Source organism: Marinobacter sp. MBR-105, from assembly GCF_053628895.1.
Genome location: NZ_JBRJHG010000003.1, coordinates 232658 through 258120, shown reverse-complemented (window position 1 = coordinate 258120; position 25463 = coordinate 232658). Strand labels below are relative to the sequence as shown.

22 protein-coding genes are annotated in these 25463 nt (G+C 57.8%); 8 read left to right on the top strand and 14 right to left on the bottom strand.

Features of this window, described 5'->3' with window-relative positions:
* A complete protein-coding gene (locus ACSSVV_RS05885) occupies positions 1-1122 on the top strand; it encodes a sulfate/molybdate ABC transporter ATP-binding protein (protein WP_023010235.1) in 1122 nt (373 codons plus the stop codon).
* Positions 1123-1129: 7 nt separating this feature from the next.
* On the opposite strand, the gene ACSSVV_RS05880 is transcribed toward ACSSVV_RS05885, so the two are convergent.
* Positions 1130-3535, bottom strand: a complete 2406-nt coding sequence (locus ACSSVV_RS05880) for a YbcC family protein (protein WP_023010234.1) — start codon at positions 3533-3535, stop codon at positions 1130-1132.
* Positions 3532-5145 carry an NADH-quinone oxidoreductase subunit L gene (locus ACSSVV_RS05875; protein ID WP_023010233.1) on the bottom strand — a complete coding sequence of 538 codons (1614 nt, stop codon included), beginning with the start codon at positions 5143-5145 and terminating at the stop codon, positions 3532-3534. Before ACSSVV_RS05875 ends, ACSSVV_RS05880 begins: the two co-directional genes overlap by 4 nt.
* 107 nt (positions 5146-5252) lie before the next feature.
* Between ACSSVV_RS05875 and ACSSVV_RS05870 the strand changes: the two genes are divergently transcribed.
* The 4 genes from ACSSVV_RS05870 to ACSSVV_RS05855 all read left to right on the top strand — a co-directional run bounded on the left by ACSSVV_RS05870 (position 5253) and on the right by ACSSVV_RS05855 (position 9524).
* Positions 5253-6161, top strand: a complete 909-nt coding sequence (locus tag ACSSVV_RS05870) for a LysR family transcriptional regulator (RefSeq protein WP_011784859.1) — start codon at positions 5253-5255, stop codon at positions 6159-6161.
* A 67-nt stretch (positions 6162-6228) separates the two neighbouring features.
* Positions 6229-7710 carry a flavin-containing monooxygenase gene (locus ACSSVV_RS05865; RefSeq protein WP_023010232.1) on the top strand — a complete coding sequence of 494 codons (1482 nt, stop codon included), beginning with the start codon at positions 6229-6231 and terminating at the stop codon, positions 7708-7710.
* A gap of 113 nt (positions 7711-7823) precedes the next feature.
* Positions 7824-8498 carry a FadR/GntR family transcriptional regulator gene (locus ACSSVV_RS05860; RefSeq protein ID WP_023010231.1) on the top strand — a complete coding sequence of 225 codons (675 nt, stop codon included), beginning with the start codon at positions 7824-7826 and terminating at the stop codon, positions 8496-8498.
* A gap of 3 nt (positions 8499-8501) precedes the next feature.
* Positions 8502-9524: a bile acid:sodium symporter family protein gene (locus ACSSVV_RS05855; RefSeq protein WP_023010230.1), complete on the top strand. Its 1023-nt coding sequence runs from the start codon at positions 8502-8504 to the stop codon at positions 9522-9524.
* Here the strand turns inward: ACSSVV_RS05855 and ACSSVV_RS05850 are convergent.
* The gene (locus ACSSVV_RS05850; protein ID WP_023010229.1) at positions 9480-10172 is read right to left on the bottom strand and encodes a J domain-containing protein; all 693 of its coding nucleotides are present in this window, start codon (positions 10170-10172) and stop codon (positions 9480-9482) included. The two genes, ACSSVV_RS05855 and ACSSVV_RS05850, sit on opposite strands and share 45 nt — an antisense overlap.
* Positions 10173-10295: 123 nt before the next feature.
* Between ACSSVV_RS05850 and ACSSVV_RS05845 the strand changes: the two genes are divergently transcribed.
* From ACSSVV_RS05845 to ACSSVV_RS05835, 3 genes are all read left to right on the top strand, one after another.
* Complete coding sequence (locus tag ACSSVV_RS05845) at positions 10296-12509, top strand: TonB-dependent receptor plug domain-containing protein (protein WP_023010228.1); 2214 nt, start codon at positions 10296-10298, stop codon at positions 12507-12509.
* Between the two features lie 117 nt (positions 12510-12626).
* The gene (locus ACSSVV_RS05840; protein ID WP_228224704.1) at positions 12627-13541 is read left to right on the top strand and encodes an ABC transporter substrate-binding protein; all 915 of its coding nucleotides are present in this window, start codon (positions 12627-12629) and stop codon (positions 13539-13541) included.
* Positions 13538-15472, top strand: coding sequence for an ATP-binding protein (locus ACSSVV_RS05835; RefSeq protein ID WP_023010226.1), 1935 nt, complete (start codon positions 13538-13540; stop codon positions 15470-15472). Before ACSSVV_RS05840 ends, ACSSVV_RS05835 begins: the two co-directional genes overlap by 4 nt.
* Before the next feature lie 50 nt (positions 15473-15522).
* On the opposite strand, the gene gorA is transcribed toward ACSSVV_RS05835, so the two are convergent.
* From gorA to gspE, 11 genes are all read right to left on the bottom strand, one after another.
* Complete coding sequence (gorA, locus tag ACSSVV_RS05830) at positions 15523-16884, bottom strand: glutathione-disulfide reductase (protein ID WP_023010225.1); 1362 nt, start codon at positions 16882-16884, stop codon at positions 15523-15525.
* Positions 16885-16901: 17 nt separating this feature from the next.
* The gene (locus ACSSVV_RS05825; protein WP_023010224.1) at positions 16902-17573 is read right to left on the bottom strand and encodes a GNAT family N-acetyltransferase; all 672 of its coding nucleotides are present in this window, start codon (positions 17571-17573) and stop codon (positions 16902-16904) included.
* A gap of 39 nt (positions 17574-17612) precedes the next feature.
* A complete protein-coding gene (gene gspM / locus ACSSVV_RS05820; protein WP_011784849.1) occupies positions 17613-18146 on the bottom strand; it encodes a type II secretion system protein GspM in 534 nt (177 codons plus the stop codon).
* A gap of 4 nt (positions 18147-18150) precedes the next feature.
* Positions 18151-19458 carry a type II secretion system protein GspL gene (gspL, locus tag ACSSVV_RS05815; protein ID WP_014421643.1) on the bottom strand — a complete coding sequence of 436 codons (1308 nt, stop codon included), beginning with the start codon at positions 19456-19458 and terminating at the stop codon, positions 18151-18153.
* A gap of 2 nt (positions 19459-19460) precedes the next feature.
* The gene (gene gspK / locus ACSSVV_RS05810) at positions 19461-20459 is read right to left on the bottom strand and encodes a type II secretion system minor pseudopilin GspK (protein ID WP_014421644.1); all 999 of its coding nucleotides are present in this window, start codon (positions 20457-20459) and stop codon (positions 19461-19463) included.
* Positions 20452-21216 (bottom strand): type II secretion system minor pseudopilin GspJ, encoded by a 765-nt coding sequence (gene gspJ, locus ACSSVV_RS05805; protein WP_014421645.1) that lies wholly within the window; start codon positions 21214-21216, stop codon positions 20452-20454. Before gspJ ends, gspK begins: the two co-directional genes overlap by 8 nt.
* The gene (gspI, locus tag ACSSVV_RS05800; RefSeq protein WP_011784845.1) at positions 21216-21593 is read right to left on the bottom strand and encodes a type II secretion system minor pseudopilin GspI; all 378 of its coding nucleotides are present in this window, start codon (positions 21591-21593) and stop codon (positions 21216-21218) included. The genes gspJ and gspI overlap by 1 nt, the downstream gene beginning before the upstream one ends.
* The gene (gene gspH / locus ACSSVV_RS05795) at positions 21590-22117 is read right to left on the bottom strand and encodes a type II secretion system minor pseudopilin GspH (RefSeq protein ID WP_014421646.1); all 528 of its coding nucleotides are present in this window, start codon (positions 22115-22117) and stop codon (positions 21590-21592) included. The genes gspI and gspH overlap by 4 nt, the downstream gene beginning before the upstream one ends.
* Before the next feature lie 6 nt (positions 22118-22123).
* The gene (gene gspG, locus ACSSVV_RS05790; protein WP_031210904.1) at positions 22124-22570 is read right to left on the bottom strand and encodes a type II secretion system major pseudopilin GspG; all 447 of its coding nucleotides are present in this window, start codon (positions 22568-22570) and stop codon (positions 22124-22126) included.
* Positions 22571-22658: 88 nt separating this feature from the next.
* Positions 22659-23870 (bottom strand): type II secretion system inner membrane protein GspF, encoded by a 1212-nt coding sequence (gspF, locus tag ACSSVV_RS05785; protein WP_014421648.1) that lies wholly within the window; start codon positions 23868-23870, stop codon positions 22659-22661.
* A gap of 3 nt (positions 23871-23873) precedes the next feature.
* Complete coding sequence (gene gspE, locus ACSSVV_RS05780; protein ID WP_023010223.1) at positions 23874-25382, bottom strand: type II secretion system ATPase GspE; 1509 nt, start codon at positions 25380-25382, stop codon at positions 23874-23876.
* Between the last annotated feature and the right edge of the window lie 81 nt (positions 25383-25463).

Genomic DNA, 25463 nt, shown 5'->3' with positions numbered 1-25463 from the left:
ATGAGTATCACCATTGACCAGATCAACAAGCACTTCGGCGGCTTTCAGGCGCTGAAGAATGTCTCTCTGGATATTCCCGAAGGCCAGCTCACCGCCCTTCTCGGCCCCTCTGGCTCCGGCAAAACCACCTTACTCCGGATTATTGCCGGACTGGAGTCTTCGGATTCCGGCCGCATCCTGTGCGGTGGTGACGATGTCAGCCAGTTACACGTTCGCGACCGCAACATCGGGTTTGTGTTTCAGCATTACGCCCTGTTCCGGCACCTGACCGTTGCCGAGAACATCGCGTTCGGTCTGGAGTCGCTCCCCAAAAAGCAGCGCCCCTCAAAGCCGGAAATCCGCCAACGGGTGGCCAAGCTGCTGGAGATGATTCAGTTGCCCGAACTGGCCAAACGCTATCCGGCACAGCTGTCTGGTGGGCAGAAACAGCGTGTTGCTCTGGCTCGCGCGCTGGCAACTCAGCCTCGTATTCTGCTGCTGGATGAGCCCTTCGGCGCCCTGGATGCCAAAGTAAGAAAGGATTTGCGCCGCTGGCTGCGAGCGTTGCATGACGAGTACCACTTCACCAGTATTTTCGTGACCCACGATCAGGAAGAAGCGCTGGAGCTGTCAGACCAGGTGGTGGTTATGAGCCAGGGTCAGGTGGAACAGGTGAATTCACCGACCGGACTGTATGCCCGGCCAGAAAGCCGGTTCGTCTTCGACTTCCTGGGCCACGTCAACGTGTTGTCGGGTATGGTGAAAGGTCAGAAACTGGTTCAGGGCGATGCCTGGGTATCCCTGCCGGGGATTCGCCAGGATCAGGAAGCCCAGCTCTACCTGCGCCCCCACGAAGTTCAGCTGTCCCGATCCCCCGCGGCCAAGGCCCGCCTGCCCCTGCGCATTGAAGCCATCAGCCTGATCGGCTCGGAAGTGCGTATTGAACTTGCCCCGGAAGGCTGGCAGAGCGATGAAATCTGGGAAATCGGCATGAGCCATGCGGAGTTTGCGCGCCAGAACCCCACCCGCGGTGAACTCTGGTACGCGGTACCCGACGTTGGCCACCTCTTTGTCGCCGACAGCGTTCAACCGAGAACGATCGACTGGCAATACACCGAGGCAGCCAACGCCAGCAATATGTGATCGGCGGTCAGGTGGTTACCCACCTGCCGTCTTCGTAACGCAGCGTTTGGTCGCCCTCCACTCGGTGCAGCCAGAGCCAGCGGTTTTCCACCAGAGCCCGGACATCCGCGTTACCCTGGATCACCGCTTCAATGCGTTCCGCCGGTGCATCGATCACCACCGCAAGGCGCATTGGCTCGTGGCGCCAGTGCTCACCGTCGAATACTGACTGCAACGGAAGTCCGATCTTGAGATCGACACCATTGCCCTCGATGACACCCAGGTTGCCGCCAACCACCGAGTGCAGCAGTTTGTTGCCGGCGCCGAAGATATCCGGCCTCGCAACGGAACCGAAATACTGCAGATTAATCCAGTTTGCCACCACCATGGGCGCAGACATCAGCAGGGTCAGAACCTCTCCGGACGGGTCCTGCGACGGATCATAGTCGTGCAGGAAGCAGCGCCCTCCGAGATCCAGTGAGCGAGTAAGTGAACGCGGGCCGATCACCATCCCGGCATTGTTGGCCAGGCCCCACTCAGGCCGCACTTCCGCCCAGTTGCGAGTCCGGCGTTTGAGTTCGGCAAGCAGGTCATCATCGCTCTTGCCATTAAGCCCAAGACTGGTGGCTCTTTCTCTGCGACAGGCCTGGCCAGCAGCCTCAAGCTTCTCAACCAGCGTATTAAATACCCGCTGATGGCTGTCGGGCACCTGGTCCCGCCCGTAAATGGTTATTCTGTCCGTGATCGTGCAATGCTCAGCCGCCAGGGCAATGGTGCTCTCGGGCATAACAATGCCACGCTCTGCCAGGCCCGCCCTCACCTGCCGGTCATTCAGCAGCTCGGCAGCCACTCTGGCATTTACCCCTCCATTTTTGCCGCCACAGGCTCCGCAGGCCAGACCAGCTTCGTTGGGGTTGTTGTCCGTATGGGCACCATGGCCCACCAGCAACAACACGCTGGCGAAGCCTTTGGTCAGGGACATCGCCCGCAAAAGCCCTTCCGCCAGATTTACCCGCTCAGGATCTGACAAAGGATAGCCGTCCACGCAGTGGTGGAGCCTGCCGGGTTCCACCGCCTCTGCTTTTGTAGAGTTTCTGTTCAGGCTGTCGCGAACCAGCTTCCAGGCCCAGGCAAGGCCAGTGGTTTCCACCAGTGTGAATGTAGACAGGCTGGAGTATTTGGCCCGGCGTACGGACTCCCGAACCTGTTCGCGGCTGTCCAGTTTCCGGGCCAGCTCCCGGTCTTCTGACGGACTGCCCAGGGTTTCCGAGTACCGATACACCGGCGCCAGCAGTCCCGGCAGCCGGGCTTCGTCATCGGTTGGACCATGCCTGTGGTGAACAATGGGCATGCCGAAAAAGCCCGCCACGCCAAGCGTTCTGATTTCAGGGTATACCTTCTCCAGCTGTCGACGAATGACTTCGGACCTTACGTCTATGCAGAAGGCGGCCTGCACTTCCGCCACAGGATCCGGTTCCGCAAGCGAGCTCCGCTCACTGGAGCGGATATCGTCAAGGAAACGGGACTGCCAGGCCAGCTCATAGGCCCGATGCCATATCCAGAGTGCCTGTTCATTAGCGGAGGCCGGCGCCAGATCGAACGCATTGACGTAACGATTCTGCCAGCTCTCACGCTCTGCCTCAGTCATATTGATCAGCGCATGGGCCTCATGAATGAGCCAGATGGTCGCCAATTGCGCGCAGAAGTGTTCGGTACCGCTTTCATGAGGATCGCCCAGTGCTGCTCGCCAGTCCACACCTCTGCACCAGGATGCCCAGCCCAGCAAATGGCCGAGCAGGTGGTGGATCACCAGGGGCAGTTGGCGGCTGCTGTAAGGCAACTCACGGGCTACCGTTGCAGCCGCTTCCTGCCAGTCAGGCTTCAGCAACATTTCCACGCTGGCTTTCCGGGCCAGAGAGCGTCCGGACTGACTAAGCCAGAACTGATACAGATCCTGTTTTGTACCAGAAACCTGCCAGCGATTCTGACGCAGGTCGAAGTAGCGCGCACAGGCGCGTCCGATCTCTTCCCGGACCTCCTCGAGGGACGGTTCCTGTTGACCACGGCGGGTGTAACCAAGAGCCGACACAAACCCTGGCTGATTTGATGCTGCCCCGGAAAGCTGGGCCAGGAGCGCCTGGCTATCATCTTTCAAGCCCGCTTCGCGGGCAGCTTCCTCAAGGTGGGGACGCTGAATACGGCCGCCATCCCAGGCTTTCCGGTAGAAAGCCGGAGGCATCAACAACCCTGCCCCGAACAGGTTGTCCAGTTCTCGGGAAACCTTTTCGACAGGTCCAGTCCTGCTGCCCCACCAGGGGTTAACTGCGATCCAGCGATCTAACGGCCAGATGGGCGCAATTCGTTCGCAGGCTTCATTAACAAGCTCCGGAATAACCTGTTCACAGGAAGCAGAATACGTAACAGGTGCGTTCATGATCTTTCTCCAGTCAGAGCCCCGTGCCGCAATCGGATGTCGGCCGGTTTACCGTGGGCATTGAGCCAGGTTTGTGCCCAGCGGCGGGTAAGCTTTTCGAAAGGCTTGTCGAGATAGAGTCCTTGGCTGAAGTGCCAGTGGAGCTTCTGCGCCACCACGCCCTGCGGGCGGGCGAATAGCACCAGCGACAACATAAACAGCACGGCCAGAATTACCCAGGCGAACCACTCAGCACCAACCGGCAAGGCTGTGTGCGCGGTCTGAGGCAAAGCGGTGCTCAGCAGCCAGTTAAGCACCCCGTACAGGGGGACCAGAGCAACGGCCAGCAGCAACACGACGACACGGGCGCCTTTTTGGCTTGCTCCCGGTGTACCCAGAACGGCAGCGCCAACCGCGAACACCAGCAAGGCCGCCAGTACCGACTTGTGGGCCACCAGTTGCGGGGCCTGCCACAGCAGGGCGGCGGCCAGGCCAGAGGCCAGCAATGCGAGACCGGCTTGCGACTTGCTGATTTGCTCTGAAAACGCAATCCGGGAGACTTTGACGGTACGGCCAACGGCCAGGAACGAGTGCGCCTTGTACAGGGAGTGAGCCAGCAGGTGCAGTAGTGCCAGCGTGTAGGCGCCCAGCGCAATCTCGAACAGCATGAAGCCCATCTGGGCATTGGTGGACCAGACCAGGCCATGTTTCGCTGAATTCTGGGTCATCATGGTGAACACGGCGACGATGGCGGTTGCCCCGCCAACAACCAGCAGGATCATGTGCCCTGCCGTGAAGCCTTCAAACACCGGGAACAGTCGCAGCCAAAGGAAACCGCCCAGGTTGACTACGCCCGCGTGCAGAAGTGCTGACACAGGGGTGGGAGCTTCCATCACCCGGATCAGCCAACCGTGGAACGGTAGCTGGGCACATTTGAGCGCAGCAGCCACCGCCAGCAACACAGAAGCGATGGTCAGCGACTGCGATTCACGGCCCAGGTGTTCGCCCAAAGCATAGATTTCAGGGATGCGGAAGCTGCCGTAGTGATTCCAGATTAACAGTACCGCTGCCAGAATGGCGGCATCACCAAGCCGGCTGGCAATAAACTTCTGAGCTGCCGCAAGGCGAGCCTGTGGCCGTTCCGCGTACAGCGTCAGGAGCTGGTGCAATGAGAGGCTTACACCCACCCAGGCGCCAGCCAGCACCAGCAGGTGATCGGTAAACACCAGCACCAGTACACTGACCACTGTAGTGAGGAACCAGGGCAAAAACGCATTATAAGCCGGGTCGCCACGCAGGTAGTCCCGGGTATAACGAAGAATGACCCAGGCAATGAAACAGACCATCAGAGCCATCCATACCGCCAGACCGTCCGGGTACAACCCCAGTCGAATGCCGAGCTCCGGCAGACCGGTATCAAACACCAGCCGGTCAAACAACAGGACTGCACCAATGGTGGCAGTTGCCAGCAGCAACAGCCTGAAACCGCTTTCCGCCAGGCGCCAGCAATGAGCCAGTTTGAGAGGGTTTTTCGTCCAGTTGGCGAATCCAGCCAGCGCCAGCAGGGCAACAGGCAGGGCCAGCCAGGCCATCAACAGCACGAGCGAAGCAGTCGTGGTAAGTGTTGTCATGTTGGGCTCCTTCAGGTTCACGCCTACTTTGCCGTTAATGCACTCATACATAAAATGGTTTATAAAGATTAAATCGTTCACTTTTAAAGAACAGACAAGAGACCACCATGCGTCTGAACTACCATCACCTCTACTATTTCTGGACTGTGGCTCGAACCGGACACCTCACCCGGGCAGCCGAATCACTGCATATCTCACAGTCCGCATTGTCCGGCCAGATACGAAAGCTGGAGGAAAGCCTTGGCTACGATCTTTTTGTCCGGGAGGGGCGGCGACTGCGACTATCGGAGGCCGGGCGGGTAGCCTTTACCTACGCTGAGGAGATTTTCCGCCAGGGGGAGGAACTGGAGGCGCTGTTTCGTACCGGGCGTCAGGCCAACCGGGAAACTCTGAAAGTCGGTGCGGTCGCAACCCTCTCCAGAAACTTTCAGGAAGGCTTCCTGCGGCCCCTGCTGGGACGAAAAGATCTGGAGCTCAAGCTGCAAAGCGGGAGCCTTGACGACCTTCTTCGCCGTTTATCAGCGCACCGACTCGATCTGATTCTGTCGAATCAGCCAGTACAAGGTGACGAAGAAACGCCCTGGCGCTCACGTCGTATAGCCCGCCAGTCGGTCAGCGTAATCGGGCCACCGGGCAGCCAGGATGCCCCCGGGTTTCCCGATATTCTGCGCGACCGACCTCTGATTCTGCCCGGGCCTGACAACAACATCCGGCAGGCCTTCGATCAGCTCTGTGATCACCACCACATTCACCCTGTAATCATCGCTGAAGTTGACGACATGGCCATGATGCGTTTGCTGACCCGGGACAGCGGGCACTACGCCATACTGCCGCCGGTGGTGGTCCGGGATGAGTTGAGAAACGGCGAGTTGAAAGACTACGGCGCCCTGCCCGGCGTATTCGAGGAGTTTTACGCCATTCGTATCCGGCGCCAGTTTGAGTCGCCGGTATTGCGGGAGTTGATGGCTCAGAAAGCCGAGGAGTTACTGACCTTTTCGGACAATCAATCCGGTTAATTCGGCCTATGTATTAAACAAACAGGCCGTTATAGTCGCTGGTGTACAACAATAACAAGGATTATCCATGGCCCACGCTCGCACCCGAAAACCCTCTGTTCTCATTATCGGTACCGGATTCGGCGGAATCGGTATGGCCATCAAACTCAAACAGGCAGGATTTACGGACCTGACTCTGCTGGAAAAGGCCGGCGGTGTGGGCGGAACCTGGCGTGACAACACCTACCCCGGCGCAGCCTGCGATGTTCAGTCCCACCTCTACTCCTACTCGTTCGAGCCCAAACACGACTGGAGCCGGAAATTCGGAGCTCAGCCTGAAATCCTCGAATACATGGAATCCTGTGTTCACAAATACCAACTGGAGCCTCACATCCAGTTCAATCAGGTGGTAACATCCGCAACATTTGACGATCACGGCAACCAGTGGCACGTCTTGACCGAAACCGGCGACACTTTCAGCGCCGACGTGTTAATCACCGCCACTGGCCAGTTGAACCGGCCAGCCATGCCGAATATTCCGGGGCTCGAGACCTTCCGGGGCACCTGCTTTCATTCCGCCCAATGGCAGCACCATACCGAGCTTCACAACAAGCGCGTTGCGGTGATAGGAACCGGCGCCAGCGCGATTCAGTTTGTGCCGGAAATTACGCCACTGGTCGGGCAACTGGACCTTTACCAGCGTTCAGCCGCCTGGGTATTGCCCAAGCCGGACCGGCCGTTTCACCAGTTTGAGCAAACACTGTTTAAAAAGCTGCCACTGTGGGACCGCCTCTACCGGGGCCTCATTTACTGGAAGAACGAATCCCGGGCTCTGGCATTTACCCGTTTCTCGTGGATTCTGGATCTGTTCGCCCATCAGGCCCGAAAAGAAGCCCGCCGCTGGGTAACAGACCCGGATAAACTCCACCATTTGATCCCCGATTACCGCATTGGCTGCAAGCGAATCCTGATCTCCAACGACTGGTACCGAGCGGTCAATCAGCCCCACGTCAACCTGCTCACAGACGGCATCGCCCGAATAGATGAGACCGGGATCGTGCCTGAAACAGGCGAGCACCGGCCTGCCGACATCATCATCTTCGGTACTGGCTTCCGGGCCAGCGAGTTTCTCTCGCCCATCCACATTGCCGGCCGTGAGGGTCTGGCGCTGAATGACGCATGGTCCAACGGCAGCAAAGCTTTCAAAGGCATCTCAGTCAGCGGATTCCCCAATCTCTTCATGCTCTATGGCCCGAATACCAACCTGGCACACAATTCGATTCTGTTCATGCTCGAATCTCAGTACCGGTACGTGTTAAGTGCCCTGGACGCCCTCTCCCGCTATCCCGGCGCGGCCATGGATGTACGGGAGGATCGCCAGAGTCGATACTGCCAGGTGGTTCAGCGCGGCCTGGAAGGCAGTGTATGGGATGCTGGCTGCAGCTCCTGGTATCTGGACGAGCATGGGCGAAACACCGTGAACTGGCCCGGCTTCACCTTCAGTTACCGGTTTGCGACCCGGTCAGTGGATACCGCCGACTACCAGTTTCTTGACCCGGTGAACGCCTGAGCCCGGCAGCACGGAACCGCCCCGCCGAGGTCTCTCATGAATTTCAACGCCAGGGTTGAACCGCGCTCTTAAACATAGGATGATTGGATCACCATATAGAGGGATGATCCATTATGCTGACACCAATCCGCAAAGGTTCGCTGGTCGAAACCGCCATCGACAGTCTCCGGAAAACGATTGAGAGCGGGGAATGGCCGGTAGGTACTCGCTTACCCGTCGAGGCAGAGCTCTCGGAGGCTTTAGGGATCAGTCGCAATACAATCCGCGAAGCCGTAAGGGTTCTGGTGCACGTTGGCATGCTGGAAACCCGACAGGGAGACGGGACCTACGTGCGCGCAAACAGGGACGCCGGAGAAACACTTAGGAGAATTGCCCGGAGCCGACTGGCAGAGCAGATTGAGGTCCGGATTACGCTGGAGACGGAAGCGGCGCGCCTGGCAGCAAGGCGCCGCAACGAAGCGGATCTTAAAGCCATGACCGAGGCCCTGGATGCGCGAGCGGCGGCCGGAGAAGTCATTACGGACCGTATACAGCACGACGAGCGGTTTCATCACTCATTGGTGCGTGCATCTCACAATTCTGCCCTGATTGAGCTCTACGACTATTTCTCTCACGCGGTCAGCCAGACCATCGAGCGAACCGAAATGGATTCAGACCTCCCGGAACCCAGCCAGGAAGCCCACGAACTGCTGTTGGCAGCCATTCGCCGGAAAGATGCCGATAAAGCGGAGGCACTGTCGAGGGCGCTTCTGACACCAAGCCTCAATGCCCTCAGTGGTAAGGAGTAAGCTGTGAAATTCCGGATAGACACCTTTACCCTGCTGTTACTTGGCGCCATTGTTCTCGCCTCGTTCCTGCCGGTGACGGGACAGGCGGCAGAAGCGCTCGGCACCGCAGGCACCATCGCAGTGGCCTTACTGTTTTTCTTTCATGGCGCAGCCCTGTCCAGACAGCAGATCATCGACGGCGCCACCCATTGGCGGCTGCACATCCTGATTACCGCCCTCACCTTCGTGTTTTTCCCCCTTGCCGTACTGCCGGTCAATGAGCTGAGCACTATTGCGCCCGAGTGGATGCCCAAAGACCTGGGGCTGGGTTTTCTGTATCTGGGCGTACTTCCATCCGCTGTATCTTCTTCGATTGCCTACACCGCCATGGCCCGGGGCAACGTACCGGCTGCCATCTGCAGTGCGGCCGCATCCAATGTGTTCGGCATGATGCTGACACCGTTTCTGTTGCTGCTCCTGGTATCCACCTCGGGCGCCGGAGAGTTCTCGGTTGCCGAGGCACTGAAAGACATCGTGCTTCAGCTACTGCTGCCATTTGCGGTTGGCCATGCCCTGCGCCCCTGGCTCGGCGGCTACCTGTCACGCAATGAGTCACTGATGGCGCGCTATGACCAGTGTGTGATCTGGATCATCGTATACTCCGCCTTCTCTCACTCCGTGGTTAGCGGGTTGTGGCAGAACCTTCCGGTACAGGCCATCGTCCTGGCGATTCTGATCTGCTTCGGCTTGTTGGGGCTGTTTATGCTGATCGCTCGATTGATGGTGAGAAAGCTGGGGTTCAGTCTGGAGGATGAAGCCGCGGTGGTTTTCTGTGGTTCGAAGAAGAGCCTGGCATCTGGATTGCCGATGGCCAAAGTGCTGTTCTCTGGCCATCCGGGGTTTGGCATGATCGTGTTGCCGATTATGTGCTACAACCAGATCCAGGTGATTGTCGGGGCCATTCTTGCGCAGAAGTATCGTGAGAAAATTCAACAGGCAAAATCAGCCCCCGCCCATGCCTCCGAAAATGGTTGCCAGAATCGCTAAACCCACAATCCAGCCAATAACCGCCGGCCAGAAATTGACCATCTGTGGAGGCTGGTCGGCGGAATCGCTTTCCCCCTCCCCCATGCCTCGGCCAGATAGCATATCCGACTCCGGGTAAGTCCGTGGATCCGACTCTTCAACAACATCTTTCAGGCTGAACCACTCGAACCAGTCCCCCAGAAAGCGCGCGACCGGAGCCGGAAGCGCGCCGTTTTCTGCCAGCGGGCGAACCTGGGGCTCCAACTGGCGACCAATCTCCCGGCGAATATCAACACGATCTGCCGGGGGTTCACACAGGATGGCCTTCCAGATAGCAACGTCCTGCTGGCGGTAATTATCGTTCATCAACGCCCTGATCTGGATAATGACTTCCCGGGTAACCTGGGCCTCTTCGGACGTAAACGCCCGGGAATCAGCGTCTTCATAGCGGAGTTGTCCGGAATCATTGTCTGTCGGGCTTGATGACGGGACTCCGTCCGGCGCATTGGCCGTCGATTGGGGCTCCGCGCCACCGGTCGCTTCACGGTAGGCCCGCTCCAGGGCCTGGGCCTCATCGCCTGACGCAAACTTCAACTGACGCTCGTAGGCCTGGCGTATCCGATCCTGGTCGCCAGTCGGCTCGATTCCGAGAAGATCCCAACAGTTCATACAACAGCAACTCCGATAATGGAAAATCTGTATTCTTTATGGAGACAAACGGGGCTCTCTCACTTAGGATTAGTTGAGAACCATAACAATATTTTCATCTCGGCAAATTATAGAACGACACACATGGCCATTACGAATTACCGGTTTGCAAAGCAACGCTCTCTTCATCGCTTGCAAGGACGCATATGGCTGTCGGTTTCCCTCTCTGCAGCGCTGAGCGGGACGGCATTACCCGGCACCGCACAAACTCTCGATTCCGGTTTCGAGGACAGTATTCCCGGCTTGAACGCCACGATACCGGAAGTGCTGACCACCACCAGACTGCGGCAGCCCAAAACCCGAGTACCCGGCAGTACGACGGTGATTGCCGGAGACCTGATTCGGGATCTGGGTATCAGAAGCCTGTATGAAGTCTTCCGCCTGGTGCCAGGCATGGTGGTGAACTTTGTTGGCAGCCATCAACCCGTAGTTACCTACCACGGCACAGTCCACTACGAACAGCGGAGAATGCAGGTTCTGGTAGACGGCCGGACGGCTCACCGGGCCACTCTGTCCGACATGGACTGGGAAACCATGCCTGTGCCCCTCGAGCTGATCGAGCGCATTGAGGTAGCCAGAGGACCGAATTCGGCCGCCTATGGTATCAATGCATTTCTGGGCACTATCAACATCATTACTCGGGATCCTGCGGACAGCGCCAACCTGGAAACGACGGTCACCAGTGGCTCCAGGGGCTACCTGCGCACTTTTGCCTCCACCGGAAATGCGGATTCGAGCTACGACTGGCGCCTGAGTTTCGAGAAACGCAAGTTCGACGGATTTGATTATCAGATCGATGACGATGAACGTTTCCCGTTCAATGATGGCCACGACATCAACTCTTTTATCTACGATTCTCGACTGACATTTACGCCGGGGACTAACCTGGAACTTCAGGGCGGCGTGGTCGATGGCACCAAATACCAGGACAAGGACAAAAGCGGCGAACTCAATCCGCTGGACCATCCGGACATCGACGTGCGGGACTACTATCTGCAAAGCAAGCTCAACCATAGTTTCTCAAGCGAGCATTTCATCCACTTGCAGGCCAGCGTTGAGAACTTTGACCGGCGCCAGGAATATGCCATCAGTTTCCCGGACAGCACGGTGGAATGCCTCCGAAACAACACTCCATTGTACGAGTACACGTACACGGCCGGCGGGCGGGAACGGCGCTGTTTCATATCCCAGGGCGGTCCCGACGCTTTTGCAGTAGTGGATGCAGATTCCGAAGATACCCGGATTGAACTGGAAGCTCAGGATACGCTGATTGTCAGCGACCGCCTGAAACTGGTTTCCGGCGCGGGTTTCCGTAAAGATATCTTCCGTTCAGAAACCTACTTCAACGGGCGCGGAAACAACTATCAGTCCCGCTTGTTCGGCAACCTGGAATACAGTCCCTGGCAATGGGTCACCTTTAATGCCGGCGGCAACTGGGAGCGAACCAGCACCACAGGCGACAGCTATTTCTCTCCCCGCGCAGCCGCAAACTTCGTGGTAAACAATAACCATGCCCTGAGGTTTGTGTTCTCCCAGGCTGTCAGAACGCCTGATGGATTTGAACAAAGCCCTGACTGGGGATACACCCTACGTAATGTCAGACCGGCAATCTATTCTGACCTTGAAGGTCGCCGCGTCACCATTGAGGACGCCGCCCAGGAAACAGGTATCCTCACACTGGGTAACGATCTTGAGGAGGAGACCATTACCTCGCACGAAATCAGCTACTTCGGGCAGTTTCCTCTGGATCAAGCGCTGTTCTCGCTGGAAGTCAGAGGCTTTCGCGATGAGCTCAGAGACATGATCAGTGGCGTTATCCAGCTCAAGGAATGGACGCTGGAAAACAACGTGGCCGTTGACCAGAAGGGTTTTGAGATAGAGGCCAGCCTCGATTTTCCCGGCACCCTGCTTCGAGCAAGCTACGGCTATCTTGATCAGGAGACCTGGTATACCGGCGCGCCGATTCTGGAATCTGACGGCACGGTAAACGAAAACGAGCAGCGCTACATGACCGAACTGCTGGAGCGGATGTCTGTCCGGCACTCGGGCAGCCTGGCGGTTATTCAGGATCTTCCCGCAGGCTTTAAGTGGTCTGGTGCATTTTACTGGGCCGACGAATTCAACACCCGGTTTGAGCGCTTTGATACCCGGTTGGTGAAACAGATATTCCAGCCCCGTTATACGGCTGAAATCGCGCTATCCATGCAACATTACCTGAACCGGGAACCTGAGCTAAGCTCAGACAACAACATCGAAGATCATAATCAGTTTTTTGTTGAAGCCGGTATTCGCTTTTGACGGTGTGCAGGGCAGGAAACTAAACAGTCAATGGAATGGACCAACTGTCAGACGATGCTCAACGCAAACGGTAACGTTACAACGGGCCGTACATCCAGACTTGCCAGAGTCACCTCTATGTTGGTCTGGCTGATGGCTTTGTTGTTCGTTGATTCTGGTCTCGCCCTGGGCCAGGAATCGGGGACCAGATCAGCCTATATCGCCGGATCTGGAAATGCCGCTCTGGATGACCATGTTGCCCGCCTGCTGACAGAACAGCTTGGCGACCAGGTCACACTGGAGCCACTGATCGAAAGCCAGCTCGCTGTTCTCGAGAATGAACCTGTGATCGCAATAGGGCCTGCCGCATTCTCACGGGTGCGCCAGGCCAACAGGGATCTTCCGGTTTTGGCATTACTGGTTGATAAGGATTTCATCGAGGGTTATACCACACGCTTTTCCGGCCAGGTGTCTGCCGTCTATTACGATGCGCCCTTATTACGGCAAGCCTTGACGGGCAAGGTCATCCTGCCCCAGGCAACCCGCGTCGCCTTACTTGCCACGACCGAAAGCGTAGAACTTTACGAACCCCTCATCGATCAACTGGCACCCTACGGCCTGGAAGCCAAGGTCTTTATTGCCGATACCGAGGATCAACTTATCCCAAGCCTGATTCGAGCCCTCAGCTTCGGTGATTTTCTGCTTGCCGGGCAGGATGATGCCATTTACAACCCACGCAATATCAAACACATTCTGCTGACCGCCTATCGCAGGAACAAGATCCTGATCGGCCCGAGCCAGGCCTATGTCAAGGCCGGCGCCCTCGCCTCCAGTTATGCGCCATTCATTGAGATGGCTGAGCTTGCAGCCAGTCACCTGACAACCTATTTCGACTCAGGCACCTTCCCGGCGCCAACCTACCCTGACGAATATCGGGTTGAAGTAAACCAGCAGGTTGCGCGATCCCTGAACATCCCGCTGCCAGAACGGGAGTGGATTGCCCAGGCGGTACAAAACATGATTAGCGAGAACAACCAGGAGGCAGGCCAATGAACACCACAGCCAACACTCCCGGCATGTCGCTCTCGCGGCGTCTTCTCCTGCTTGGCGCCCTGCCCGCGGTTGTGATTTTTGTGGCATTGATGGTTTTCTTTACCTCAGCCCGTCTCGAAGATGCCCGTCTGGACCTGGCCCAGAGCAGTCAGATGCTTGCTGACAGCCTCGCCCCAGCACTTGAGTATGCCGTGGTCTCCGGTAACTCAACGGCTCTGGAGCAGGTCCTCGGGCAGTCCCTGAAACGCAGCAAAGCAGACTGGATTCGCGTGACCGACGTTGTTGGTGAAGAGCTCGGTTTTGTCAGCCGAGGTGTTGAATCGGAACACACAGCAACCAGGATCTTCGACATCTATGAGGCCGAGATTCTTCAGGAACCGCTGGAGATCGGTTCCGGAGGAGCGGGTGACTGGTTTACCGGCGGCTGGAACTTCAATTCCGGATCGCTTCGGGTAGGACTGGTGCAAGTCGGGGTGAACCCCGACGTTCTGGAAACCCGAAGGCAGGATATTCTCTGGAGCTCACTGACCGTGGGCTTTGCCTTGCTGGTGTTCAGCCTGCTGCTGGCAAACCATTTCCTGAACAATATCCTTCAGCCCATGCGACAACTATCCAGCCGCGTTGGCAAGCTGATTGTTGGTGACTACACCACGCAACCGGTCTCGAGCAAGGGCAGTGCCCGGGAAATTGCGGAGATACAGCAACAATTGAACGAACTCGCAGTTCACCTGGAACAACTTCGATCTGCCCGAGACCAGACACTGGCGATTTCTGAAAGTGCCCGGGAGAAAGCGGAACACGCCAGCCAGGCCAAGTCAGAGTTTCTCGCTACCATGAGTCACGAACTTCGGACTCCTCTGAACGGCGTGCTCGGCATGGTTGACCTGATTCATGAAGAGCCGTTGACCAAGCGTCAGAGCGACTACCTGACCACGGCGCGGCAATCCACGGAAGACCTGCTGACCGTGATCTCCGATATCCTGGACTACGCCAGAATGGACAATGGCAATCTGGTATTGGACCAACGGGCCTTCGATCTTCAGAGCCTGTTCACCAATTGCGTCGCCTCATACCGTCACGCCGCAGAAAAGCAGGGGCTGAGCCTGGATCTCCAATTCCTCGGTGAATGGCCACGGCATCCTGCCGTGCTGGGGGATGCGCCGCGAGTGAGACAGATCCTTGCCGGGCTGATCGACAACTCACTGAAGTTCACCAGCGAAGGGTTCGTCGGTATCCGGGTGAACTGGCTTGAGCTTGAAAACCACTGCGTACTCGTCCAATGCTCGGTTAAGGATTCAGGCTCTGGTATTCCTGCGGAACGACTGCAAAGTGTCTTCAACAGCTTTGAGCAGCTCGACACCGGCGATAACCGGGCTCACGGTGGCACAGGGCTCGGGCTGTCGCTGGTTCAGCGCCTGGTCGAATTGATGGGCGGGCATGTGCAGGTGGAGTCCGACATCGGCCAGGGGTCCTCATTCCGGTTCGAGCTGCCATTCGAACTAGCCTATCAGAACCCTCCAACCGATGAGCCACGGGAACAGGTCACCGGTACCGCCCGGGCCCTCGTGGTCGAGGATAATCTGGTGAACCAGAAAGTAACGGAAGCGCTGTTGCGGAAGTTCGGGTTCCAGACCGAATGCGTGACCAATGGCACCGATGCTGTTAGACGGATCAAAAATGACCACGAAGGTTATGATGTCATTCTGATGGACTGCCAGATGCCAGTGATGGATGGCTATGATGCCACCCGCATGATCCGCGACTGGGAACAGGGAAATGGTCAGAGCGGCGTACCCATTATCGCACTGACCGCAGATGTGTCTGAGGATACTGAGAAAGCCTGCAAAGAAGCAGGTATGAACGACTATCTAACCAAGCCCGTGCGCAGGGATACGCTCCGGGAGGTACTCTCTCGCTGGATTCGCGTGTAACAACGAGCGCCGGAGTTGGCAGGTTTTTCACTCCGGCGCTATCCACCCTGTCAGGCCACCGGCTCTCGCATGGTGACAAACTCTTCAGCGGATGTCGGGTGAATGCCCATCGTAGCGTCAAACTGGGCCTTGGTGGCACCGGCTTTAATAGCCACCGCCAGTCCCTGGATGATTTCACCGGCATCGGGCCCAACCATATGGGCGCCCAGAACCTTGTCTGAACTATCATCCACAATCAGCTTCATCAGACAGCGCTCATCACGGCCGCTCAGGGTGTACTTCATGGGGCGAAACTCGGAACGGTAAATCCGCAGCGAATGCCCCGCGTCCCGCGCTTCTTTCTCGGTCAACCCGACCGTTCCGATATTAGGCTGACAGAAGACAGCGGTCGGTATTGCGCTGTAGTCCATATCACCCTGGCCATCACCAAACAGCCGCCGGGACAGCACCATGGCCTGCGCCAGCGCAACCGGCGTTAGCTGCGGCGTTCCGATGACATCACCAAGGGCGGAGATGGACGGTACCGCCGTCTGGAAATGATCGTTCACCTCAACATGACCCGAAGCATTGAGTTCCACTCCCAGATCGGTCAGCCCGAGTCCGTCTACGAGCGCGCGGCGACCTGTCGCAGCCATAACCAGCCCGGTCTCCATGCTGCTGCCATCGCTCAGATTCACCTGGTAGTGAGCATTCAACTGCTCGACAGATTCAATCGTGACATTGAACCGGAGATCCACGCCTTTCTTGCGCATCTCCTGTTCCGTGAACTTGCGGATATCCTCGTCAAACCCTCGCAGGAACAGCTCGCCCCGGTACAGCAGCGTGGTCTCCACACCAAGACCCGCGAGAATGCCGGCGAACTCGACGGCAATGTAACCACCGCCCCAGACAACGGCGTGGCGCGGTAACTGTGGCAGGTAAAACATCTCATTGGAGGTGAGCAGAAATTCCTTGCCGGGAACATCCGGAACCACTGGCCAGCTGCCCGTGGCAACTGTGATGTGCGCTGCCGAAAAAGCTCTATCACCAACGATCACCGTGTGAGGGTCGCGGAGACTGGCCGTACCCTCAATGATGGTGACGCCGGCATTCTCGAGCAATCGGCCATAAATGCCATTCAAGCGCTCTATCTCGGCATTCTTGTTGGCGACCAGCGTTGGCCAGTCAAACGAGACATCGTCTGTTGGCACAGACCAGCCATATCCGTGTGCATCTTCGAGCTCTTCCCTGACGTGCGCTCCATAGACAAAGAGTTTTTTCGGAACACAACCCACGTTAACGCAGGTTCCTCCCAGGTAACGGGATTCCACCACCGCCACCCGGGCACCGCGCTGGGCCGACATGCGGGCGAGCCGGACACCGCCGGAACCGGCCCCGATAACGATCAGATCAAAATCATGGCTCTCAGACACTGTTTCTCCTGTTTACTTCAAGATTGCTGTTGCCGGGGCTCACTCGACTGATCATCGTCTGCGAGCACTTCCCGGAACAACACGTGGTCTTCAAAATCACCAAGCCGGATCTTGCCCAGGCTTCGGAACCCCTCGGATTCATAAAACGGCAGGTAACGGCTGTTCCCGGTATCGAGCACCAATCCACTGCCCCGGGGGTTTTCCTCACACAGGCGCTCCACTGCCTGCAGCAACATCCGACCATACCCCTTGTGCTGGTATTTTGGGTTGACTCCCATCAACGGCAACTGATGCGCCTGCCTCTGCGGCAAAAGGTCGCGAATCCTGCGATGATACTCCAGATACCGGCGCGTAGATGAAAAGCCCGCCGTCAGAACCATACGCACCCGCCAGCCAAGCTGGTCTGCCAGATTCAGCCTGAGTTCCGGCTCACCCACAAACGCAACAGCAACCAGTGTTTCGTCCACCATCACACCGATGGCATCCTGATTCAGCTCCAGATAAAGGTCGATCAATTCCCGGATGGTCGCCCTCACCCTCTGGCTGTAACCGGGTTTCCGGTGATCGAACAGGTACTGGAATGTCGGCTCCTCCCGATAGGCATGAAAAAGCACCGACTGGGCCTCGTTTCGTGCCGTCTCGTCCAGGCGAACCAGAACAGCTTCAGCATTATTGTTGTTGTCTGCCATCGTGTTGCTCCCTCGCTAGTGTGGGGTCACGCTTGCCGGTCAGATCGCCAGCGTAAGCCTCACGGATACCTGCCCGGGCCCATTGCCCCGATCAAGTGCGGCCTGGTCAATCACCACGCCATGATTACTGTGCAAACGCTCAAGCCAGGCTGCCACATCAGCGTAGGCGGCGTTTTCAAGCCAGACCCGGATGGCACCCTCACCGCTGGGCTCGAAGCGTTGCAAAGAAAGCCCCGCCTCTCCGGCTGAACGAGTCACCAGGGCCATCAATGCCCGCCCGTCTTCAGGCTTGTCAGCCCCTGCCGCAGTTGTCGCTGCGCCACCAGCCGAGCCCAGGCGCTGAATGGTCGTCTCGTTGGCCCGCATCCAGGCCAGGAGTTCTGCGGCATTCTCACGACTCGAGGCAGCCCGGTCATGAAACTGAGTCACCGGCTGCCAGATCAGCAGATAAATCAATGCCAGCAACAGGGCTATACCCAGAGCAGTCAATGCCTGACGGTCGCGGGTGGGTAACTGATCATAGCGAGCAATCAGTTTGCCCACGGCCGGTTGATCCTTGATGCGTGACCACATGGGCTTATCCTCCTGAAACCGTGAGGCGGCCTCGGGCGCCGCTGGATTCGTTGACCACGGAACCGATCTGGGCCTGCAGCCCTTCGCTGGCGAGTCCGTTACGCAGACGGCTTAACCGATCATAACTGTCGGCCCGGATATCCACCACGAGTTCGCCCCGGCTCCGGCTGTAGTTAATCGAGTTAAAGGTAACAGCTCCGGGATTCTGCAGGCGGCCGTACTGATCGCCGGTGTATTTCATCAGGGTGATAAAATCCACGTCAGGGCCCTGGGAGCCAGCAACCCGTAACTGGCCTTCGATAACACGTCGTACGTTTCCGGCATGGGTTCGGCGGTCCGAGGGAAAGGCATTCCGGTAAACCGCCATAGCCTGGCTTTCAAGCTGCTCCGCCTGCTGCTGCTGGTAGATTCCCATACCGATCTCCAGCCCCATCTGGATCACGAACCAGAGTGATGCCACGGCGATAAGCGGCTTCCAGGGTTTCAGGGGGCTGCTGCCCTCCGCCTTGAACGCGAACGCCCCCTGGCACAGATTAATGGGCTGGCTCAAGTGATGGTGGTACGACCAGGCCAGGAACTCGGTTACCGAAAATTCCAACGGCTTCTTTTCGATACGAAGAAGACCGGTGGTTCCCGAAAGCTCACTCACCAGGGCCTGGCTCGCGTCCAGATCTGCCTCGGTGCCATATAGCTGCACCGGAATTTCGGCCACCACTTCGTCAGACGAAGGCGCAGCAAGTGTCACTGCAAGCAGCGGAAGATTATCTGCCTGCATGCGCAGCCACTCTCCCCGCTGGCTCTGCAGAAGTGCCGACTCTGCATCCAGGCAGATGACCCATCCGGATTCCGCCGCTGGCAACAGTGAAGCGTCTGGATAGACGGCCTCCAGACGGGCGTGGTACCAGCCAGAAAACAGTTGGCGCCAGCGAGCCATCTGCTCGCGATCGATGGCAGCAACCCGGTAGCCCTCAGGCGTGTGCGGCCCCAGCGCGAGATGAACCGAGTCAATGTCCTGGGCTATCTGCTCCTCAACGGCATACGGCAAGGCCTGCTGAATAAAACGGGTCTGTTTCGCCGGTATATCCGCCAGACAGAAAACCGCCTCATCACCGGGAATCAGTCCGATCAGCAGCACTTTCTCCAGCGCATTCTGTGCCAGCGTTTGCTCGATATGCTCCCGTGTATCAGCCGTGCCTCTGGCCTGAGCATCGCCACTGGCATCCTGGAGCACCCAGCTGAACAGCTGGGCATCGGGGCTCTGGTCCGGGTCCGCATACGGAGGCACCGGCCGGACAAAAAGGCGGTAAGACATGGTTATCCTTCTGAGAAAGTGTAAGGTTCCTTGGTAATGCGATTCTTCTGCCCGGTATCCCTGTGAACCGTCCGGACTTCGCCCTCCGGGTTTCTATACACGGTGCTGACCATATTGACGACACGATTATCGTAGGTAATCCGTGAGACAACTTCAAAAAAACGGGTCTGAAGCGTTAACCCGTTGGCTTTCAGCCCCATCCCCGAGAACTCCGGCAGTGCCAGGAAATCCTGAAGGTTTTCGAATCGTTCTTCTTCGCGCTTGGCAATAATCGATTCCGCCTGAGCCTCATTCATATCCTCGTGCAGACTCATCAGAACCTGGGCCGTCGCGGTATTCACGTTAATGCCGACGCCGGAGACTGGCAGCGCCACCAGATGAGGCCGCAGCGCAGCATAGATTTCCTCGGTCATGCCCTCAATCAGACGCAACTCGGTAATGGAAACAAAGGGCTGGTTGCCAGTGCGATACGGAGGGTCTGCCATCAGATACTGGCCGTCTTCGGCACCATAAGCGCTGATGGCCTGGTCGTCGGCGTCCATCCAGTCAATGAGCGGGTCTACGGTGAGGCCAGTGATACCCAGAGCACGAAATAACCGGGTGAGCCGGTCTTTGGTGATGGGGTCCACTTCTCCGCTCGCGGTAACCAGATCGTTCAGGTTGATTCTGCCTCCAAGATCATCGATCTGGACCTCGGCAACACCACTGTCGTCCAGAGGCAGAATGGCAGCGTGCATGGCCCAGAACTCATCCGGACTGTCGACCATCACACTGTTTTCCTTATCCTCTTCGTAGTCCCGAACCAGAATACGCTTGGCAAATTCCTCGGCACCCAGAGCAATACTCTGGCCTTGTTGCTGGGCCAGGTAATGGCCAGCCTTGAACACCCGCAGGCTTTGCTGGCGGGTCATGCCCGATGCCATCAACACCACCAGGGCCATCGCCAACAGCACCATGATCAGGGCGACGCCCTGCTGCCTGCTCCCGGCAAACTTAATCATTGCCGGTCACCCCGCCCGCGGCCTGGCCAGATCCGTCTTCAGCCGCGTCATCTTCCGACTCGGTCTGAGTCTCCTGTTGCTGATTGATCACCGCCTGGGCCTGCGACGGTTCAAAATCCGGCAAGCTGAATGTGCGGACTAACTCACCAAAGCGTTCATGTTCCAGTGTAATCTCAATCCCACGAGGCAAGGAGATGTCGGGTCGGGTACCCGGCGTCATCTGCGCCAAAGCGTCATCTTCCGGCCATTGCTCCTGCCAGTTACCGTTCTCATCCAGAAACCGGATTTCAAACTCCAGAACCTCGTCCAGCATCAGAATGTCCAGGCTTTCGTCTTCCTGCCCCTGATCCACCACAGGCCAATACCGACGGCGCAGTTCAGTTCCGGTATATTCCCAGCCGACGCGCTGCAGACCGCTACGCCGGAGACCAAGCGGATTGCGCCAACCCTGGCGGGTCAGCATCAACGCAAACGCATCATCCCTTGAGGTTAAGGACGGTGAATAATCACCATAAACATCCCGGGCGGGCCGGTTGATGATCTGGGTGATGTCACGTTCCAGCAGCAACATGGTTTTCTGCAAGCCGTCGAACGCCTGGGCAACCTCATCCACCCGGTCCCGGGAGTTCATTACACTGCTCACCACCTGCCAAACACCCAGCCCGATCACGGCTGTGATAGTGACGGCAATCAGTACCTCCATCAGCGTAAAACCGGACTCCCCGGCTAACCTGACCTTGCGCGCGGGCATGCCCATCAGGTTTCTCCCAGGAAGGCAGCCAGGGTATGAACGGCAAACGGTTCTGATTGCGCCCCGGAGTATTTGGCTACGGTTACCTCAATCCGCCGCATCGTGGGCTCTGCCGTAGCCTCAACAACGGTGGTGACCCGCCAGCGGAAATTTCCGAAGTCGGTATCTTCCGAATTCTCCGAAATCCCTGGCAGCTCATCCTGAAGCCGTAGTTCGTTAATCCGGTTTTCCGCCACCCAGCCTGCCAGCGTCTTGTCACGTATGCGCTCAAAACTGGTGATGTAATTCCCGCCCACTTCGGCGGCGGCCGTTGCAATCAGACCGAACACAAGCAATGCGACGAGGACTTCAATCAGGGTGAAACCACGCTGAGGCCGACTCATGACTCATCCCCGGAACCAGGTTTGCGCCATTCCAACGGCGAGACGCCATCTGAAGCAACCACGTGCATCAGGTCAGTGTCCCGGCCCAGGGTGAATTCGATTTCAAACGGTGTGGTTTCACCACTGGAGAAGAACACCACGTCTGGCCTGAGCCGATCCTCGGCCGAGGCCAGTCGCGGAGCGTCACTTTCGATATACTGGGTAACGGTCAACCATTCCGGGAGGGTTCTCTTGTGGAATATGCGCTCACCTGAGGATTTCCACTCGCCTGTCTTATCCTGAAACGCCACGAACCGATAACCGTCTTCTTCCAGCAGCAAGCCCATTTCCAGGTTATTGAGAACCGCCTGTTCCTGTGCCGTTTGCATCAGGAGGTAGAGCTCCCGAACCTGGCTTTCCAGCTCGCGCTGCTGGGAGCTGCCGGCCATATTGAACACCGCCAGTGCCGCCAGCAGTCCGACGATGATCAGGACTACCAGAATCTCGATCAGCGTAAAGCCGTTTTGGTCAGCCCTGCGGCCCACAATCAATCAGTTCCCGCTGTCCCAGACACTGATATCAGCGGCATCGCCATCCCCGCCTTCCTGGCCGTCAGAACCATAGGAATACAGATCGTACGGCCCGTCTACACCAGGGCTGACATACTGGTAGTTGTTACCCCAGGGGTCTTCGGGAACATTTTTCAGGTAGCCATCCGGGTTCCAGTTCTTCGGCTCAGGGCTGCCGCTGGGCTTGTTGACCAGTGCTTCAAGGCCCTGCTGGGTAGAGGGATAATGGCTGTTGTCCAGGCGATACAGGTCCAGTGCGTTGGCGATGTTACTGATCTGGGTTTCGGCCACCGTTACTTTGGCCTGATCACTGCGCCCCATGATGTTGGGCGCCACAATTGCCACCAACAGGCCGAGAATGACCATCACTACCATGATTTCGATCAGGGTGAAGCCCTTGGTCCGGGCCAGCGCTTTCGGTTGGTTCATGCTCATAGTTTCACTCATCTTGGGTCCGTTGTTTCTCGTCGCTTTCAGAAAAGTTTTCTGGCTTCCTTGCTGGCCCGACGGCGGGCCATCATCCCACCAGGTTGCTCATGTTCAGAATCGGCAGCATGATCGCCAGAACAATAATCAGCACCACCGCCCCCATGAACAGCAGCATCATGGGTTCAAACAATCCCACAATAGCGGCGATCTTGGATTGCAGGGTGTTTTCCTGCATGCGGGCCGTGCGTTCAAGCATACTGTCCAGCTCGCCACTGGCCTCGCCACTGGCAATCATATGCAGCATCATTGGCGGGAAGTAACCGGTCTGGTCCAGTGAACGGTGCAACGATCCCCCTTCACTGACCTTCCGGGCAGCCTCCCGCAGTTCCTGCCGGAGGTAATCGTTGGAAAGCACCTCCCCGGCAATGCGCATGGCTTCAACCAGTGGTACACCACTGGTGGTCAGAATGCTCAGGGTACTGGCGTAGCGAGCCGTATTCACGCCTCGTACCATGCCTGCAAACAGCGGCAGGTGAAGTAGCCGCTTGTGAAACTTCAGACGCACCGCCGGCTTGGTCAACGCGAAACGGAACCCGATGATCGCCACCACCAGCAACACTAGAAGGTAGACTCCGAAACTGCCGAGAAATTCCGACACCGAGAGCATAGCTACCGTCAGCGCGGGCAGCTCCTGCCCCTGCTTGAGAAAGACTTCGATAATGTCGGGCACCACATAGGTGAGCAGGAACACCACAATGGCAATAGCTACGACACTCAGGATAATCGGGTAAATCGCAGCCAACTGAATCTTCTGGCGGGCTTCCTGGCGGCTTTCCGTGTAGTCCGCCAGCCGGTTCAGCACCAGGTCCAGATGCCCGGCATGTTCACCGGCCGCGACCGTGGAGCGGTAGAGCCGGGGAAAGGCCTTGGGGAATTCACCGAAGCTGTCCGCCAGTGTGTAGCCTTCCATCACCTTGGCGCGGATAGCAATCAGCATGCTGCGAATCCGCGGCTTGGTGGATTGCTGGGCGGCCGCACTCAGTGCCTGCTCGACCGGAATCCCGGACTGGATGAGCGTGGCCAGCTGCCGGGTGACCAGGGCGAGATCGGCTGCGCTCAGAGAACCGCGGCTGCTCAGTGGGTTGCTACGGGCCTGTTTTTCTACGGCCGCTTCCACTGCCAGCGGGGTCAGCCCCTTTTCCCTGAGTTGCTGGCGCACCGCTCTGGGCGCGTCGGCTTCCAGCACGCCCTGTTTCTGCTTGCCTCTGGCATCCAGAGCTTTGTATTCGTAGGCCGGCATGGATTACTGGCTCCGGTGGGTCACACGCAGTACTTCTTCCACCGTGGTTACGCCATCCAGAATCTTCTGAACGCCATCGGCATGAATACTCGGGCTGTGCAGGCGGGCCTCCCGTTCCAGATCCAGCTCCCCTGCGCGTTTATGAATAAGGGTGCTGATTTCTTCCGTGATCTCGACCACCTCGTAGATACCAATCCGGCCTCGATAGCCCAACTGGTTACAATGCTCACAGCCTTTGGCGCGGAAGATGGTGGGCGGGTTGGCCGGGTCCTGCTGGAGGAACTCACAATGCTCTTCGGTAGGCATATAGGGCTCGCGGCAGTGGGTACAGAGCACCCGCACCAGCCGTTGCGCAACGATACCGACAAGACTGGAGGAGATCAGGAAAGGCTCGATACCCATGTCCATCAAACGGGTAATGGCACCCACGGCGGTATTTGTGTGCAGGGTAGACAACACCAGGTGCCCGGTCAGACTCGCCTGAACGGCAATCTCCGCGGTTTCCAGATCCCGGATTTCCCCGATCATCACCACATCCGGATCCTGGCGCAGAATGGCTCGCAGGCCCCGAGCAAAGGTCATATCCACTTTCGGGTTCACCTGGGTCTGACCAATGCCCGGCAGGTTGTACTCGATCGGATCCTCGACCGTCAGTATATTGCGGCTGCGATCATTGATTTCCTGCAGCGAGGCGTAAAGCGTGGTGGATTTACCGGAACCTGTGGGGCCTGTCACCAGCAGAATACCGTACGGACGATAGATCAGCTTGCGCAGGGTTTTCAGATCCTGCCCGGCCATGCCAAGGGATTCCAGCCGAATGGTGCCCGCCTGTTTGTCGAGCAGGCGCAACACCACCCGTTCACCACTGGACGAGGGCATGGTCGACACCCGGATATCGACTTCCCGGCCGGCCACCCTCAAAGAAATGCGGCCGTCCTGGGGTACCCGTTTTTCTGCAATATCGAGTTTTGCCATAACCTTGATCCGCGAGACCAATAATGGTGCCAGCGCCCGTTTGGGCTGGACCACTTCCCGCAACACGCCGTCAATCCGGAACCGGACAATCAGCTGTTTCTCATAGGTTTCGATGTGAACGTCCGAGGCGTTGGTTTTGACCGCCTCGGTAAGAATGGCGTTAATGAGGCGGATAATGGGAGCGTCGTCCTCCTGCTCCAGCAGATCCTCCGTTTCCGGAACCGAATCGGCCAGAGAGGCCAGATCCATGTCGTCACCGATCCCCTCCACCATTTGCATGGCTTCCGCCGAATCGTTCTGATAGGCGGCATTCAGGGCCTGGTCGAAGCGGTCCGGCTCGACGGTAGAGAACTTCGCCCGGCCACCGCTCACGCGGTTTGCCTCGGCCAGTGCGGTGTGGGAAGCCCCCGGGCGCACGAGAATGACCGGCTCGCCCTCTTCGTTGCGGGTAAGGATGACTCCATTACGCTTGGCGAAGGTAAAGGGAAGTCTGCCCAGCGGCGCATCCTGCGGCTGAATGTCGGTTTGGGTGGTCAAGCTCGTCCTCGTTAAATCCGTCTGGTCACTGATTGTTCTTATGGGGCCACCCGTTGCGACGGCCCTCCATGTTGTCAGCGT